General features: G+C 60.3%; 13 protein-coding genes. 3 read left to right on the forward strand and 10 right to left on the reverse strand.

Annotation, left to right across the window (positions count from 1 at the left end; genetic code table 11):
• The first annotated feature begins 359 nt into the window (after nt 1-359).
• Together AC1DV9_RS00005 and AC1DV9_RS00010 are read left to right on the forward strand one after the other, a co-directional pair.
• Nucleotides 360-1,361 carry an IS30 family transposase gene (locus AC1DV9_RS00005; RefSeq protein WP_477945417.1) on the forward strand — a complete coding sequence of 334 codons (1,002 nt, stop codon included), beginning with the start codon at nt 360-362 and terminating at the stop codon, nt 1,359-1,361.
• Nucleotides 1,362-1,589: 228 nt separating this feature from the next.
• Nucleotides 1,590-2,726 carry a calcium:cation antiporter gene (locus AC1DV9_RS00010; protein WP_477945419.1) on the forward strand — a complete coding sequence of 379 codons (1,137 nt, stop codon included), beginning with the start codon at nt 1,590-1,592 and terminating at the stop codon, nt 2,724-2,726.
• Between the two features lie 32 nt (nt 2,727-2,758).
• On the opposite strand, the gene AC1DV9_RS00015 is transcribed toward AC1DV9_RS00010, so the two are convergent.
• The 10 genes from AC1DV9_RS00015 to AC1DV9_RS00060 all read right to left on the reverse strand — a co-directional run bounded on the left by AC1DV9_RS00015 (nt 2,759) and on the right by AC1DV9_RS00060 (nt 14,255).
• On the reverse strand, nt 2,759-3,460 hold the full coding sequence (locus tag AC1DV9_RS00015) for an SDR family NAD(P)-dependent oxidoreductase (protein WP_477945420.1): 702 nt from the start codon (nt 3,458-3,460) through the stop codon (nt 2,759-2,761).
• Between the two features lie 170 nt (nt 3,461-3,630).
• A complete protein-coding gene (locus tag AC1DV9_RS00020; RefSeq protein ID WP_477945421.1) occupies nt 3,631-4,815 on the reverse strand; it encodes a M20 metallopeptidase family protein in 1,185 nt (394 codons plus the stop codon).
• Nucleotides 4,802-5,983, reverse strand: coding sequence for a M24 family metallopeptidase (locus AC1DV9_RS00025; RefSeq protein WP_477943967.1), 1,182 nt, complete (start codon nt 5,981-5,983; stop codon nt 4,802-4,804). Before AC1DV9_RS00025 ends, AC1DV9_RS00020 begins: the two co-directional genes overlap by 14 nt.
• 336 nt (nt 5,984-6,319) lie before the next feature.
• A complete protein-coding gene (locus tag AC1DV9_RS00030) occupies nt 6,320-7,681 on the reverse strand; it encodes an NAD-dependent succinate-semialdehyde dehydrogenase (RefSeq protein WP_477943968.1) in 1,362 nt (453 codons plus the stop codon).
• Between the two features lie 48 nt (nt 7,682-7,729).
• A complete protein-coding gene (locus tag AC1DV9_RS00035) occupies nt 7,730-8,398 on the reverse strand; it encodes a copper chaperone (protein ID WP_477943969.1) in 669 nt (222 codons plus the stop codon).
• Between the two features lie 43 nt (nt 8,399-8,441).
• Nucleotides 8,442-10,415 carry a primary-amine oxidase gene (locus AC1DV9_RS00040; protein ID WP_477945423.1) on the reverse strand — a complete coding sequence of 658 codons (1,974 nt, stop codon included), beginning with the start codon at nt 10,413-10,415 and terminating at the stop codon, nt 8,442-8,444.
• A 95-nt stretch (nt 10,416-10,510) separates the two neighbouring features.
• Nucleotides 10,511-11,548, reverse strand: coding sequence for an extracellular solute-binding protein (locus AC1DV9_RS00045; protein WP_477945425.1), 1,038 nt, complete (start codon nt 11,546-11,548; stop codon nt 10,511-10,513).
• Nucleotides 11,549-11,569: 21 nt separating this feature from the next.
• Nucleotides 11,570-12,376 (reverse strand): ABC transporter permease, encoded by an 807-nt coding sequence (locus AC1DV9_RS00050; RefSeq protein ID WP_477945427.1) that lies wholly within the window; start codon nt 12,374-12,376, stop codon nt 11,570-11,572.
• A complete protein-coding gene (locus tag AC1DV9_RS00055) occupies nt 12,373-13,242 on the reverse strand; it encodes an ABC transporter permease (RefSeq protein ID WP_477945429.1) in 870 nt (289 codons plus the stop codon). The genes AC1DV9_RS00050 and AC1DV9_RS00055 overlap by 4 nt, the downstream gene beginning before the upstream one ends.
• Nucleotides 13,243-13,253: 11 nt before the next feature.
• Nucleotides 13,254-14,255, reverse strand: a complete 1,002-nt coding sequence (locus AC1DV9_RS00060; RefSeq protein ID WP_477946337.1) for an ABC transporter ATP-binding protein — start codon at nt 14,253-14,255, stop codon at nt 13,254-13,256.
• A gap of 523 nt (nt 14,256-14,778) precedes the next feature.
• Between AC1DV9_RS00060 and AC1DV9_RS00065 the strand changes: the two genes are divergently transcribed.
• Nucleotides 14,779-16,062: an ROK family transcriptional regulator gene (locus AC1DV9_RS00065; protein WP_477943974.1), complete on the forward strand. Its 1,284-nt coding sequence runs from the start codon at nt 14,779-14,781 to the stop codon at nt 16,060-16,062.
• Nucleotides 16,063-16,236: the final 174 nt, after the last annotated feature.

A 16,236-nucleotide genomic window follows, 5' to 3' on the forward strand; every position in this document is an offset into this window, starting at 1 on the left:
TTTACGAAGGATCCTGCCGTCATCGCCCGACGGCGGCAAGCGTTGGCGCGCCTGGGTCCGGCCGAGTGATGTAAGCGATCCGGCTGAGAAAGCGCAGTATATGATTGCGCTTGAGTCATCCGCCGCCGACCGAGCTGCGCAACCCTGGCSATCTCCGCCCGGACGGCGGCTAATTCCCGAGCACACATCAATATAGAATCTTGCAATTCCAGTAATAGTTAATAGAATGACGTCGCGTTTCTAAATTGCTTACTTTGTCTCATCTTTAAATAGCTGTGACATGATGTGCGTCGCGGTACATTCTATTTCCAAGTGCGACATGCCAGTAATTTCAATGGCTTCACTTTGGAGATTTTGGCATGTCGCTTTGCTATCAGCAGTTCACCATCGCCGATCGTCGCCGTCTTTATCATCTCAGAGAGCGAAAGGTGCCAGTTGGCGAGATCGCCCGCCAGCTCGGACGTCATCGCTCAACGATCTATCGTGAGCTCAAGCGCAACACTTTTCACGATCGCGAGTTTCCCGAGTATACCGGCTACTTTGATACGATCGCCGATGACATCGCCAAGGAGCGGCGTCGAAGGCTGCGCAAGCTCAGGCGGCACCCAAGATTGCGCGAGCTGGTAATTGACCGCCTGAAGGCCTATTGGTCCCCGGAGCAGATTGCCGGCCGTCTTGCCGAAGATGCCGCCAACCCGGTTCGCATTTGCCCTGAGACCATTTATCGCTTTGTCTACTGCAAGGAGGATTATGGTCTGGGCCTCTATCGCTATCTGCCGGAGGCACGCCGCAAGCGTCGACCTCGAGGCTCTCGCCGACCGCGCGGCAACGTCTTCCCGGCCGATTGCAGGATATCTCAAAGGCCTGATTTTATTGGCAATCGGACCGAGTTCGGACATTGGGAAGGCGATCTGCTGATCTTCAAGCGGGAGCTTGGGCCGACCAATGTCACCTCACTGATTGAACGCGAGAGCCGCTATACGGTCATGCTCAAGAACAACAGTCGTCATTCGCGACCGATCATGGATAAGATCGTTCATGCTTTCTCGCCGTTGCCAGCGATGGCGCGGCGGAGCTTTACCTTCGATCGCGGCACGGAGTTCAGCGGCTTCAGGGCTTTGGAGGAAGGCATCGGCGCAAGGAGCTGGTTCTGCGATCCCAGCGCGCCATGGCAGAAAGGCGCCGTTGAGAACACCAACAAACGTATCCGACGCTTCATGCCTGTTGACACGGATCTTGCCAATGTCACCCAGCAACAGCTGACTGAGTTGGCGCATCATCTAAACTCACAGCCTCGCAAATGCCTCGGATACCGGACCCCCGCCGAAGCCTTTGCCGCCTATTTGCGCGAAGGTGGCTGATGCCCTACCCTCCAAGGCGGCCATGATGCACTTGGGTTAGCTTCCCCACGCCGGACGTGCTGCGCCTCTCGCGAGGAGTTCCCTCGAAGCACAAAAGATGATGAGCTAGACTGCCGTGGCCGACGGTCGGCTCCAGAACGTTCGGCGTGCATTTGATGATCTCCTCGATTATAGATTGCCTCTGTCGCTACACGTCTGATCAAACACCGCCGGAAGTCAGGAACAGCTATGAAGCAAGCTTCGATTGCCGCCACCGAAACACATCACGCGGCAATTCCGGCCTGGACCTGGGTGGCTCCGCTTCTTGCCTCGGTCCTATTGGCGCTGAAGTTTCTCCATGTCGTGCCATCGGACGCGGCACTGGTGCTGGTTTTTGCGGCCGTCTTCCTTGGTGCTTCCGTCTTCAGCGCCGTCCATCACGCCGAGGTCCTGGCACTCAAGCTCGGCGAGCCGTTCGGCTCGATCCTGCTGGCGATCGCCGTGACTGTCATTGAAGTTGCGCTGATCGTCTCCATCATGGCCTCAGGAGCAGAAGGCAGCGGTTCGGTGGCGCGTGATACGGTATTTGCGGCCGTGATGATCGTGCTCAACGGCGTCGTCGGGCTTTGCCTGATCGTGGGCGGCCGGCGGCACTTCGAGCAGACGTTCCAGCTTCAGGGCGCGTCGTCCGCCCTGGCCGTGCTCGGCACCCTCGCCGCGCTGGCGTTGATCCTGCCTAACCACACGCTGACAGTCCTTGGGCCGTCATACTCGCCGCTACAGGCGATGTTCGTCGGGTTGGTTTCCCTGATGCTTTGGGCCGTGTTCGTCTTCGTGCAAACCGTCAAGCATCGCGCCTATTTCCTGGATACGCCTGCTGACGATGTGGAAAGCGATAGCACGGTGGCAGAGCACCACGCGAAGCCGTCCGACCGGGAATCGCTGGCATGCCTCGGTTTGCTGCTGGTATCTCTCGCCGCCGTCGTCCTGCTTGCCAAGACCCTTTCCCCCTCTCTCGACAGGGCGATCGATCTGGCAGGCCTGCCTCACACGTTCGTCGGCGTGGTGATCGCCGCGATCGTACTTTTGCCGGAAGGCATTGCGGCGGCGAAGTCCGCGCTGAAGAACCAGCTTCAAAACAGCATCAACCTCGCTCTCGGATCGGCGATTGCGAGTATCGGCCTCACCATCCCGGCCGTCGCCGTCGTCTCGCTCGTCCTCGATCAGCAACTGTCGCTGGGGATCTCAGCAGCAAACACGACGCTGCTGGTGCTGACCCTCTTCGTCAGCACCCTGACTTTAGGCACCGGCAGGACGACGGTCCTGCAGGGTGCGATCCATCTGGTGATATTTGCGGTGTTTCTGCTGGTTTCGGCAATCCCCTAAGGACCGCCTTCGCCCATGCTGAACCGTGACCGTCAGAACCGCTCGACCCATGGCCTGACTTCGATCTCCCATGACCAGGCGCTTCGATGCTGGCGCAAGAGATCGATATAGGTTTGCGCGATTGCGTCAGGGTCGAGCGTGCTATCCGGCGCCTCCGCGGGATCGCCGCGACGCTCGCTCCGGACACCCCCATCTACCACCACATGGGCGACATGAATTCCCTTCGGGGCGAGTTCTCTCGCAGCACTTTGTGCCAGCCCGCGCAGCGCGAACTTTCCCATGGCAAACGGTGCCGAGTTGGCGAAGCCCTTTACGCCGGCCGTAGCACCCGTCAGCAGGATCGCGCCCTTGCCGGCTGCAAGCATACGCCTGGCGGCTTGCTGTACCGAGTAGAATGCACCCAACGCGGAAACGGCCACGGCCCTTTCGACCTCCGAGGGATCAAGATCGGTGAGTGGTCCGCGCACGCGGCCGCTGGCGTTATAGATGACGACCTCAGGCGGCCCGATATGCGCGTCCGTTTGCGCGAAAAGTCTCTCGACCTGGGTCGGGTCGCTGGCGTTGACCTCAAGAGCCATGGCACCGGTCTCCTCTGCCAGCGATCTGAGTTTGCCGGTGTCGCGAGCAGCGATGACAACGGAGAGGCCTGCCAAGCGAAAGCTTCTCGTCAGTGAGGCGCTGATGCCTGGGCCCGCTCCGATGATGAGCGCGCTGCGATAGGGAATGGTCGACATGTCTCTTCTCCGATGTGGCCGCTGAAGATACAGATCGGATCGATGCTGCCGCCATGCAATGGCGGGAAAGCAGGAACTCGTTCGGAGGGTGTGATTTTTTCTTGATGCCGCTATGCGGCTTCAAAACCGGATCCATCCAGACTTCGGCAATGACTAGCGGTCGGGCAGCCTCATAGCCCCTCGCCTAGGGCGTCACACGCGACTTTTACGACGAGTTCGGCACCCACTCTCAAGGCTGTCTCATCGATCTTGAACTGCGGATGATGAAGGGGATAGATACAGCCCTCCGCCTCATTGCGGATGCCAAGCCTGAAGTAGACTGAGGGCCGTTTCTCGCTGTAGAAGCCGAAGTCATCGGCGGCTGTCCATCCGGCCGCCGCAACCGCTGTTCCGGCACCGAACAGGGTGTCCGCCGCCAATGCGACAACGCGGGCCAGTGCCGGATCGTTGACGACAGGTGGCTCGCCCTCGACAAGGCTGAATTCGACGGTTGCCCTATGCGCGAGCGCAAGTCCCTTCAATATGTCCTGGACACGTTCGCGGGCGCGGAGACGCGTCGCCGGGCTGCCGCTGCGGATGGTTCCCTTCAAACGGACGGTATCGGCAACGACATTGTAGGAACCGCCGCCTTCGATGCTGGTCACGGAGATGACCAGAGGATCGTAGGCATCCCGCTCCCTCGAAACGATTTTTTGCAGCTCCGAGACAATGGCGCATGCTACCGCAATGGCATCAACGCCTTCCTCCGGCTTGGCCGCATGTGCCGAAGAGCCGCGGATCACGGCATCGAAAATGTCGCTGGCAAGCGTGAAGGGGCCTCCGGCGACGGCAATCTTGCCTGCCTGCGTGTAGGGATCGACGTGAATACCGATCGCCGCGTCAATATCGTCGAGGAGCCCTTCCTCTACAATGCGGCGGCCGCCGAGAGGCTCGGCCTCCTCTGCGGGCTGGAATATGAAGCGGACTGTTCCGGCAAAGGTGTCGCGATGCCGGTGAAGATGCATCGCCGCAGCCAACACCATAGCCGCATGCGCATCATGGCCGCATGCATGCATGACGCCCTTCGCCGTCGAAGAGAATGCAACGCCGGAGCGTTCCTCGATCGGCAAGGCGTCGATATCAGCGCGAACGGCAACCTTCCGGTTGGAAAAGCCGGCTGTTCCCTCGATATCGACGGCAAGCCCGAAGCCCGCAACATCGCGGACTGCTGTCAATCCTCCGGTCTCCAGCTGGCCGCGCAGATAGGCTTGCGTCCGCCTCTCCTGATTTGACAGCTCGGGATGGGCATGCAGGTGCCTTCGCACCTCCAGCATGTGCTCGATCTGGCCCGGCGACAGGCTGTCAGGTCTTGGCATGGATTTCTCTCGGAAAATTGGTCAGGGTTTCGCAGCCGGTCTCTGTCACCAGAATGGTTTCGCTCACCTCGATGCCCCACCCGTCCATCCACATGCCCAGGATCGAATGCAGGACATTGCCCGGCTGCAGGACCGACTTGTCTCCAGGACGCAGGCTGATCGTGTGCTCACCCCAGTCGGGCGGATAAGCAACGCCGATCGAGTATCCGATCCGGGATTCCTTCTTGAGCCCATGGCGCTCGATCACCTTGCGCCATGCGAGCTCCACATCCTCGGCAAGCACACCCGGCCTGATCGCCGAGAGCACAGCCTCCATTCCCTCAAGAACGGCGTTGGCGGTGTTGGTGACCTGTTGCGGTGCTTTCCCCAACTGCATCGTCCGCGCCAAACCGGATGTGTACCGGCGGCAGACGCCGGCGAGTTCGAGAGCGATCGTCTCGTTTGCGCCAAAGCGGCGGTTGCTCCACATGATGTGAGGGGCCGAGGCATTTTCACCCGCGAGAATGGTGGGCGGCAATGCGGTGATGTCGCCGGCAAAGTCGGGACTTCCGGCGATCTGCGCGGCCTGGATCTTCGCGATGGCATCGCATTCACGAACGCCTGGTGCGATAATGTCATAGGCGGCTGAAACCGCTGCCTCCGCGAGCCGGGACGCCTTGCGGAGATAGTCAATCTCGGCCGGGCTCTTGACCGACCTTATCCAATTGACCAACAGATCAGCGTCAACAAATGTTGCATTCGGAAGTCCTGCGGTCAGGCGGGCATGTGCTTTGGGTGAGTAATAGTAGGCTTCGAGCTCGATGCCGATCCGCCGGCTGCCCCATCCCTTCGCAGTGATCCACTGCGCGATCCAATCCATCGGGTGACGATCGGATTGCTGTACGTAGCCCTCGGGAAATCCGACGATGTTGTCCGGGCGCATCCACGCCGTCAGCAAGCCGCCGGCCGCATCCATGGCACGGCCGAGCCAGACCGGCTCCGCGCTTTCCTCGATCGGCAGCAAGACGGTCTGTGGGGTATAGAACGACCAGCCGTCGTAACCCGTAATATAGTGCTGGTTCGCGACATCGTTGATCACAAGAAGCTCGAGATCGCGCCTGCCCATCTCCGCACGTATCCGGCTCAGACGCTCCTGGTATTCGCGCCTGTCAAACGGCAGCTCGATCATTCTTGCCCCTCACCTACATGTACTCTGATCAAAGGGTTTCATGTCGCGCAATCCGGCGCAACATGCCCTTGAGTACCGAGTGTGGCATCACCTCCGCACATTTTTGGTCTAAAGTTTCCCCCTTCGCTAGACGATTTCTCTCTTTGCCAAGTTGAGCGAAGCTTTGACCCGGGCCATCATCAGTGGCATTGCTGCCATCGATGCGGAAGCGCAGAGCGCCGATCGATCCTTACCGTCTCGGTGCGCGAGGGCGCACTGAACAGTGCGGCGCAAGATAATCAAACGGGCGTTGAGCCGAGAAGCCAACCGGAGGTCCCGGTTGGCTTCGTTCTTTGATCAAGCACCTCGCCAGACGAGCTTGGCATTGGCGAGCTCACGCGCGCCGAGGCCGCCAAGCTCCCGGCCGAAGCCCGAGCCTTTGATGCCGCCAAAGGGCGCGCGGGGATCGGAACGGACGAAGTCGTTGATGAAGACGGCTCCCGCCTCGATGCGGGAGGCGACGCGTTCGGCACGTTCCGGATTGCTGCTCCACACGGCGGCGCCGAGGCCGTATTCCGTATCATTTGCCAGTGCCACGGCCTCGTCTTCATCCTTGAAAGTGAAAAGCATTGCGACGGGGCCGAAAAATTCCTCGCGTGCCACGGCAGCATCGCGGGGCAATCCGGCAATCACCGTCGGCTCGTAGAAATAGCCGTCGCCCGGGATCGATTTGCCGCCGGTCAGAACACGCGCGCCTGCCTTCACGGCGTCATCGACCTGGCGCTGGACATTGTCGCGGATATCGGCTCGGGCCAGCGGACCGAGCTTTGTTTCCGCCTTCATCGGATCACCGACCGGAATGCGCTTGACGGCATCGACGAAGGCCGCGGCGAAGCGCTCGGCAATCGGCGCGTGGACGAAAATCCGCTTGGCGGCAATGCAGCTCTGCGCATTGTTCGAATAGCGCGAAACCACTGCCATCTGCACCGCTTTATCGAAATCGGCATCCTCAAAGACGACGAAGGGATCCGAGCCGCCGAGCTCCAGCACCACTTTCTTGCCGAGGGAACCCGCCTGCTCCGCAACCGTGCGGCCCGCGGCCGTGCTGCCCGTCACCGTGACGGCGGCGATGCGTGGATCGGCTATCACTGCCGGAGCACGTTTGCGATCGATCACGAGATTGGAATAGAGCCCCTGCGGCGCGCCGGCATCGAGGATCAGCTTCTCGATCGCCGCCGCCGATCCCTGGACCGTTTCGGCATGCTTGACGATCACGGTGTTGCCGATGAGGGCGGCCGGGATGAAGAAGCGCAGCACCTGCCAGAAGGGAAGATTCCACGGCATGATCCCGAAAATCGGCCCGATCGACTGATAGACGATCTTGGCAGGCGTTCCGGGGATCGGCTCGTCGGCGATATAGGCCAATCCGTCACCGGCGAAGTGCCGGGCGCCGAAAGCCGATTTCTTGATTTCGCCCTGCGCTTCGGCGAATGGCTTGCCCATTTCCGAAACGATCAGCGCGGCGTATTCGTCGACACGTGCCTCCAGCAGATCCGCAAGGCGGTTCAGAAAAGCAGCGCGCTCGCTGAGCGGTGCGGCGGACCAGGTCTTCCAGGTCTTGTGCGACTGATCGAGGATCCGTTCGACCTCGGCTCCGGTGTGTTCTTCATAGCGGCCGATCAATTGTCCATCGGTTGGATTGTAGGAAAGGAAGCCCATCTAAATCTCCTCTTGTTTTAGCAGGCAGGCATCGAAGTGCAGGAGGCGTCAGCCGCTTCCCTGCAGCAGAGAAAAACTGGCGGCGAGACCGAGCGTCAGGCCGCCAAGAACGGCAAATTCGCGCCGCCAAGGAATGAGGCTCTCCAGCGCCATCCACGTGGAAATTGCCGCCATCCAGAGCATGTTGGTGGCGCCTCCCGTGAACTGCAGCAGAACCATGCTGGCACAGCAGGCGGCGCGGCAGAGCACCTCCCTGCCCTGTTCATTCCGGCTGCGGATCAGCACGAGGACGGCGGCGGCAAACATGGCCGGGGCAAAGAGCGGCGCAGCGAAGCGGCCATCGCTATCGAGGAGCCCGAATGGACGCATCAGCCACTCGGCCAAGGCGCCGGTAATGGTGGCGGCAAGAAGCATTGGTACCGGCTGTGACGCTGCCCTGCCGCTCAGGCGGAACAGTCCACGCGACACGAGTAGCGACGGAGCGGCCATCGCCGTCATCATTACGAGCCAGGAGACGATTACCGCCGCCAATCCAGGGGGCTCTGCGGTGGACGCGCCAGCTGACCGGCAAATCACATCGCCGATCGCCTGTGGAGCGCAGTAGAGCGCGAGCCACGCCGCGAGACCGACCGCCAGCATGCCGCAATCGGCGGCACCGCCGCTGATGTTCCGTCGTGCTATCGCCGTGACCATGCCCTTGTCCCAAAGCTCCATCATCAGGGGGACCGGTGGCGGCTTGCCACCGGTCACTGTCCTCAGATCAGCTGCAGCAGCTTGCCTTGTTCTCTCCAGCGAGAACGCTTGCCCTGTTGATCACCGGCGGCAGATTGTTCGACGGATTGACCTCGAAGAAACCGGCCGGTGCGAGCGAGAAGCCGCAGGAAATGCAAGGTTGAACCGGAAAGTCTTCGGCGCGCACGACATGGTGGAGACCGAAGGAATGCCAGAGCACGATGTCGGTGTTCTCGACATTCCGGTCCTGTTTGACGAGCTCGGCGAGACCATCCCTGCCATCGGAATTGGCAACGAATTCTCCCGCCGGATAGCGTTCGTTCTCATTGAACGGCGTGACCCAGATGTGATTGCGGATGAAGTTGGAGCGGACACCCGAAGGACCGTCGTCCTGGATCATCGGTGTTACGCAGTTCGGGGCATGGAGCTTGTAGGCGACCGGTTTGCCGACCTGGTTCAGCTTGTTCGGATTGACGACCTTCCAGCTGCGATGGGTGGAAAGATCGGCGCGCCGCGCCGCCGCAAGTTCGGTCTTCAGCACCGTATCGACAGCATGGAAGGCGTTGCCATACGGATTGCTGTCGCTGAAGGGCTCCATGTAGGAGTTGGTTTCGACGACGCTGTTGCCACCACCATCCACCGCCATATCGAGGCGCGCGCAGAAGATGTGCTGATGGATCGGAGCGCCGAGACCCGGCTGAATCTCCGTCGAGTATTTGTCCGGCTGCCCGGGATGGCATGCATTGGTATTGACGATGCCGGTCGCCTTCATCTCGAATTCGATTTCACCGGCCTGATCGAGATACCAGTACTGGGCATATTCATAGTTGCCCACGGTGCAGATGCTCGAGATAACGAGCTTGCGGCCGCGGTGCAGCACCGTCCGCCCTGTTCGGAAATCCCAGTGTTTCCAGAGGATTCCGGCGTCTTCCTCATGGATGCAGACCGCCTTTTCGATGGTGACGACCTCGCCTTTCAATCCGTTCACATGTGCGTCGAGATACTGGATCTGGCCGAGGCAATCGCAGCCGAGTTTCAGCGAATTGGTCAGCTTGCCGAAACCGTATTCGCCGACATCGAAGATGTTCTGGCGGGCGTGGCCGTAGAGTGGTGATCCGTAGGGAACGACGAGCTCGGCAACAGCCGCACGCCGCACGACGGAGCGGCCGTCAAACCGGATATCGTGAAGCACGAGACCTTCGCGTGGCGTAAAACCGATCGCGAGCGTCCACTTGTCCCAGGAAATCGCATGGTCCTTGATCGTGAAGCTGACGCCATCCGGCTGAACGACATCGAGCGGCTTCAGCGGCGCGTCCGGCGGCGGCAGGAACTCCGGATCGTAATCGTAGCGCGTCATCGGGATTGGCGGATGCTCGGTATAATCGTCGACCCGCAGCACTTCGCCGGTCTTCACGTCGATCACTGCATTCAGCCCCTCGATTGGGTGGGCATAGTAGTTGCCGAACTCATGAACGCGCAGCCAGGAAAAGGTGTGCGAGATCAGCCTTCCCTCCTCATCTTCATGGCCGAAATTGCCGCCCGACCAGGAATCGACGATCACACCCGCCATGTCGGAGATGCCGCGCTTGCGGCAGGCCTCGATGAAGCGCGGGTCGTTCTTGACGTTGACCTCGACGCTTATCATCTGCTCGACCATGAAGCCGGCACGCGCGGCCGGGAAATGCGTGCGACGGATGATTGCCTTGTCCGCAACAGAAATAATGAGCTGCCAGACGCCTGGGACATCGAGATGGTTGACGTTGATACGTGCCTCGCGCGGCAGTTTTCCGCCGTCGAGATAAGCACGGTACTCGGCAGGCGATGGCTCGCGCAGGTCTATATTCTCGAACAGAACGCCTGAGCCAAGTTCCGGATCCGCCTTGACGACCGCGACGGCGATGTTGATTTCGTCCGGGGTGAGTGGCGCCAGTGCCTGCAAATGCTTCGGCGGCGGAGGTGCCGCAGCAGGTTTGAGGGTGGCAGGTTTGACGGCTTCATTCATGGTTCTGTCCTCAAATTCATGGCCGGAAGCTACGCGCCGCCTGCCGTCTTATGCGTGGAATGGCAGGGCATTCGCGCCCGCCTATTTTTGGCTGATCACTGGCGGAGCGATGTCCAGATGCGGTCGTAGGCGCGGGTTGCCTTTTCTTCGCAGGCAGGCGCAAAGACGATCTTCATATCTTTCGGCGGGTTGAATTCGGGCGATTCACCCGTTTCCTTTGGCAGGAACTTGTCGGAACCGGTGACTGCGCTCTGATAGCCGGTTGATTTCTGCTGGAGGGCGATGTTCTCAGGATTCATCAGGAAGTTCAGGAACTTCTTGGCATTGTCGGGATTTGGAGCGCCTTTCGGAACCGCGACATTGTCCATCCAGCCGACAGCACCTTCCTTCGGGAAGACATACTTGATCGTCGGCTTCTGCAGGCGAGAGGCAAGCGCCTTGCCCGACCACTGCTCGTGCATCACGGTTTCGCCGGAGACCTGGCGCTCTGTCGTGCCGTCCGAATTGTAGACCTTGACGAAAGGCTTCTGGGCTTCGAGCAGCGCGTTCAGCGCCTTGAGATCAGCCGGATTGCTGTTGCACTGGTCCTTGCCGAGATAGAGGAGACCGAGTGACATGACCTCGGACGGCGAGCCGAACATGCCGATCTTGCCTTTGAGATCGTCGGACGGCTCGAACAGCGCCTTGAGGCTGTCGGTCGGTCCCTTATAGACAGCGGTATCGACTGAATAGGAGGTCGTCCCCCAGACCCATGGAACCGTATATTCGGCCTTCGGATCCCAGCTGCGCTTCTGCCATTTCGGATCCAGGTTCTTGAAGTTCGGCATGGAGGCCACGCCGGCCTTCTCGAGCAATCCCTGCTTGACGAAGATCGGTACGAAATCGTTGCTGATGATCATGACGTCGTAGCCGGCTGCGCCCGAGCTGATCTTCGCCAGTGCCGTTTCATTGGAGTCATAGGTGTCGATCGTCACCTTGATGCCAGTTTCGGCCTCGAATTTCTTGACCATCTCCTCCGAGGTATAGTCGGTCCAATTGTAGATATGCAGGACGCCAGCATCGGCATGCGCGATGCATGGAGCGGCGATGGCAAGCAGACTGGCGGTTGCCAGCATCCTCTTTGCGGTCTTCATGTTCACCCTCTTCTTTTTTGGTTATTCGTTGCCTTGGCTCTTGCGCCCGAGCAGCAGCGCGCCGGTGACGAGCACAAGCGAGATGCCGAGCAGGATGGTGGAAATGGCATTGACCTCCGGCGTGACGCCGAGGCGCATCATGCCATAGACATAGACGGGCAAGGTGGTCGATCCGGCACCTGAGACCATCAGGCTGATCAGGAAATCGTCGAGCGAGACGACGAAAGCCATCAGCGCACCGGCAAAGATCGCAGGCAGCAGCAGAGGAAACGTTACGCAGCGGAACAGCTGCCATTCGCTGGCGTAAAGATCGCGGGCTGCCTCTTCCAGATTGGTGCTGAGATCGCGCAATCTGGCCTGGATCGGCAAGAGCGCGAAGGGGATGCAGAACACCGTGTGAGCAATCATCAGGTTGACCAGTCCGTTGGTCATCCCGAGCGCCGAAAAGAAGATCAGCGTCATGATCGCAACGATGATTTCCGGAACGATCAGGGGGAGCGCGATCAAGGAGGTGAGTGCCCCGCGCCCCCCCTTCAAGTCACCGCGCTCGAGAGCGATGGCCCCGGCCGTGGCAATCACTGTGGAGGAGATTGTCGCGACAATGGCGATGACAATGCTGTTGAAAGCCGCCCGCCGGATATCCTCGTTGGCCGCCACTTCGCCAAACCAGCGCAGGCTGAAGCCGGACCAGATGGTCACCAGCTGATTGGCGTTGAATGCGTAGACGACCAGAATGGCCAGCGGCAGATAGAGAAAGATCAGAATGGCGGCCGTGAAAGGGCCGAAACCCGGCGTATGACGCCAGTCGAATGGACGCTGCGTCTTCATAGCCGCGCCTCCTCGGCCTTTCTGGACCGCACGAGGAAGATTGCCAGAACAGCGATAGTCACCAGTATCGAAAGGGCAGCGCCGAATGGCCAGTTGCGCGACGAGGTGAACTGCATTTGCACCAGGCTGCCGACAAGGAGCTTCTTCCCGCCGCCGAGAAGATCGGGGGCGAGAAACGAACCGAGCGACGGCGCAAAGACAAGGCTGGCGCCGACGAGAACACCGGGCTTTGCCAGCGGCCAGACAACCCAGTGAAAAACGGCGATCCGGCTGGCATAGAGATCATAAGCGGCCTCGATCAGCCGCGAGTCGATCCGCTCCAGCGTCGAATAGACCGGCAGGACCATGAAGGGCAGAAAGGTATAGACGAGCCCGAGCAGGATCGAGCCGTCGTTGTAGAGCAGCGGCAAGGGCGTCGAGATCACCCCAGCAGCCTTGAGAAGTCCATTTGCCAGACCTTCGTCCCGCAGGATCAGCACCCAGCAATAGGTCCTGATCAGCGTGTTGATCCAGAATGGCAAGGTGACGAGAAAAAGCAGCGTGCGGCGGCGGTTCTCAGACTGGCAAACCAGGTACCAGGCAACCGGAAAGCCGAGCAGCATACAGATCGCCGTCGTCAGGCCCGCCAGATAGACCGACCGCAGGATGATGATCACATAGCTCCAGGAAAACAGCAGCGTATCATCGAAATCGCGCTGGAAGAGGAACTGCACATAGGCGTCCAGCGTCAGCGGCATGTCGACGCCACCGTAGGGATTGGCAGTCATGAAGGAATAGGCGACGGCCACCAGCAACGGCAGCACCATGAAGATGCCGATGACCAGGACGGCCGGGGCAGCGAGCGTCAATGTGCGCTGTGTGTTCATCCGCCCTCTCCCTAGTTCGTCAGATGCCGTTCGGCATCGCTTGACCAGTCGAGCACCACGGCCTGCCCGGCGGCCAGGCCGTCCACCGACTGGCGGGTGCGGCTGCGCAGCCGATCACCGTTCTCGATGACGATTTCGTAGAGCGTATCGAGGCCGAGATAGGTCACTGCGGTGACCGTGCCGCGGATCCGTCCCGCCGAGCCGCTTGCCGGTGCCGAAACCGCGATCCTTTCCGGCCGCACCGCGATCAGAATGTCGTTGCCGCGGCCGATCATGGCGCCGGGCAAGACATTGGATTCGCCGATGAAATCAGCCACGAAGCGGCTCTTCGGATTGTCGTAGATCTCGCGTGGCTCGCCGATCTGCAGCACGCGGCCGGCCGACATCACGGCGATATGGTCGGACATCGCCAGCGCTTCTTCCTGGTCATGGGTGACGAGGACGAAGGTAATGCCGGTTTCCCGCTGCAGCCGCTTCAACTCGCTCTGCATTTCCTTGCGCAATTTCAGGTCAAGGGCGCTCAACGGCTCGTCGAGCAGCAGCACTTTTGGCCGCGGTGCAAGCGCCCTCGCCAGGGCCACACGCTGCTGCTGGCCGCCGGAGAGCTGGCGAGGCAACCTCGCTGCCATGGTTTCGAGCCGGACCAGCCGCAGCACCTCCGCAACGCGAAGATCCCGTTCAGCCCTGGGCACCTTTTGCATCTGCAGTCCAAAACCAACGTTTTCGGCCACGGTCATGTGCGGAAAAAGGGCATAGCTCTGGAAAACCGTATTCACCGGCCGCTTTTGCGGCGGCAGGAAAGAGGAGTCCGCCCCCTCTATCCGGACCGTTCCGGCGGTCGGAAGTTCGAAACCGGCAATAATGCGCAAAAGTGTTGTCTTACCGCAGCCGGAGGGGCCAAGCAGCGTGAAGAACTCACGGTCCTGGATCTGTATGCTGACCCCGTCCAGAGCCGTGGACGCGCCAGCGCCCTTCGTAGGAAACGATTTTGAGACATTCTCGATGGTGATCATCGCTCGCAAACCAGTCTCCCAAACTGCTATGTAACTATTTAGTTATTAGCTAGCAGTGGCGAATTTACATTGTCAAGTTGAACATCAGAATTTTATTTTTTACCGCCCTCTGATGCGATAGCGTCAGGAAATAGAGGTTGAGAACACGGATTAACCGACTGTTTTAGCGTGTATATCGAAGAAACCGGTAGGATTTCTCTGCGTCAGTGGCATTGAAAAAAATGCAACCAAAGATAAACCGTCGGCAGCTTCCGTCGGAAGCACCGTTGTGAACGCCTGCCCCTGCCGCGTAGCAGCTGCTAGCGCCGGCTTCGGGCAGTTTCTATCAATGTCATCCCAGTTCTGCGCTCACCTTTCCGGCATTCAAATGCCAGCTGCCAACGGCCGGTTGTTCGGCTCTTTCATGGCTTCGCGTTCACCCATTGCCACTGTCTTTCGAACAGTAGATGGGGAAAAAGATAACACAACACTTTTTAATTAAAAGACTTTTGATAAAGCAGGCCGCGATGGTATGAATGGCGGCATGAATCTTCGCCTCGATCGTGACGGTGCGCTGCCCGGCACAAACCTGCTACAGACCCGGACGCTCAACAGAAGAGCCGTGTTCGATGCCGTCCGGCGCAGTGGACCGATCACCCGTACCGAGTTGGCGCAAACGATCGGCCTGACGGTTCAGGCAATCTCGAACATCGCGGCGGATCTCGAGGAAGCAGGTCTGATCCGCCAGCAGGGCAAACGTGCAGGACAGCGTGGGCAGCCGGCTGTGGAGCTGTCTCTCAATCCGCGCGGCGGCTACACGATCGGCCTCAGTCTTGCCTATCAGCGCGTCACCGGCCTGCTTGTCGATCTGACCGGTGCAGTTGTCGCTGCCGAAACCCGGACCCTTGGCGAGCGCGACCCGAAGACTACCGCCGGCGTGCTGGCGGACATCACCTCCGGGCTGCTGGTGGCGGGGCAGGTGCGGCGCGAGGAGATCTGGGGTGTGGGCTGCAGCGTTCCGGGCACCGTCGAGAACGGCACCTTCTGGTACGACAAGGTGCAGGAAGGCGACGACTGGACGAAGTTTCCTCTGACATCGCGTCTCGAGGAGCTGACGGGGATCAAGACATTTGTCGAGAATGACGCGACCGTCGCGGCGATTGGCGAGCGGCTCTATGGTATCGGGCGCACCGTCCGCTCGTTCTTCTATCTACACTTCAATCTCGGCATTGGCGGCGGCCTGGTACTGGATGGCCAGCACTTTCGAGGGGCGTTCGGCGGCGCTGGCGAAATCGGCCACCTGATCGTCAAGCCGGGCGGACGGTTCTGTGCCTGCGGCAGCCGCGGCTGCCTGGAGCAATATGTCTCCTTCTATGCGGCGGCAGAAACCATCTGCGGCCCGGCGCGCACGCCGGACGAGGTTTCGGCCGAAGAGCTTGTCGAGCGCTTGGTGGAGGACGATCCACGCCTGATAGCGTGGCTGCGTGAGGCGGCGCAGTATCTGCGCATCGCGATCCGCAATATCGAGGCAATGTTCGACCCGGACACCGTCGTCATCGGCGGCGGGTTGCCGGCGGAGCTTCTCGAACGTCTTATGGATGCGACGACACCGCTGCCGCCGGCGATGATCCACCGGCATTCAAGCACCCTGCCCCGCTTGATGCGGGCCGAGCACAGCTCGGAGCTGCCGGCGCTTGGCGCGGCGGCTTTGCCGATCGCAATCGCGCTTCAACCCAACGTCTCGGGCTTTGCCAGCAATGCGGCGGGCGCGGCCGCAACCGACAATCCTGCCCTTGTCTCACTCGGCATCGATCTCGGCAGGCGCTAACCCGTTGGATCCGAAGCGTGCTAACAGCCATGCAACGGGTCGGCGTATAAGCCTTACAGCGTTGCTCGGCATAGCGAGATTGCACAGCCAATCTGACGAAAAAACGCGCTGGGTGCGGAAGAAATAGTCAGTGACCGCCGGAGGTTACGGCAATACAGGCTGTTTTCAAATGGC

The sequence above is a fragment of the Rhizobium sp. 01L410 genome, assembly GCF_056400165.1.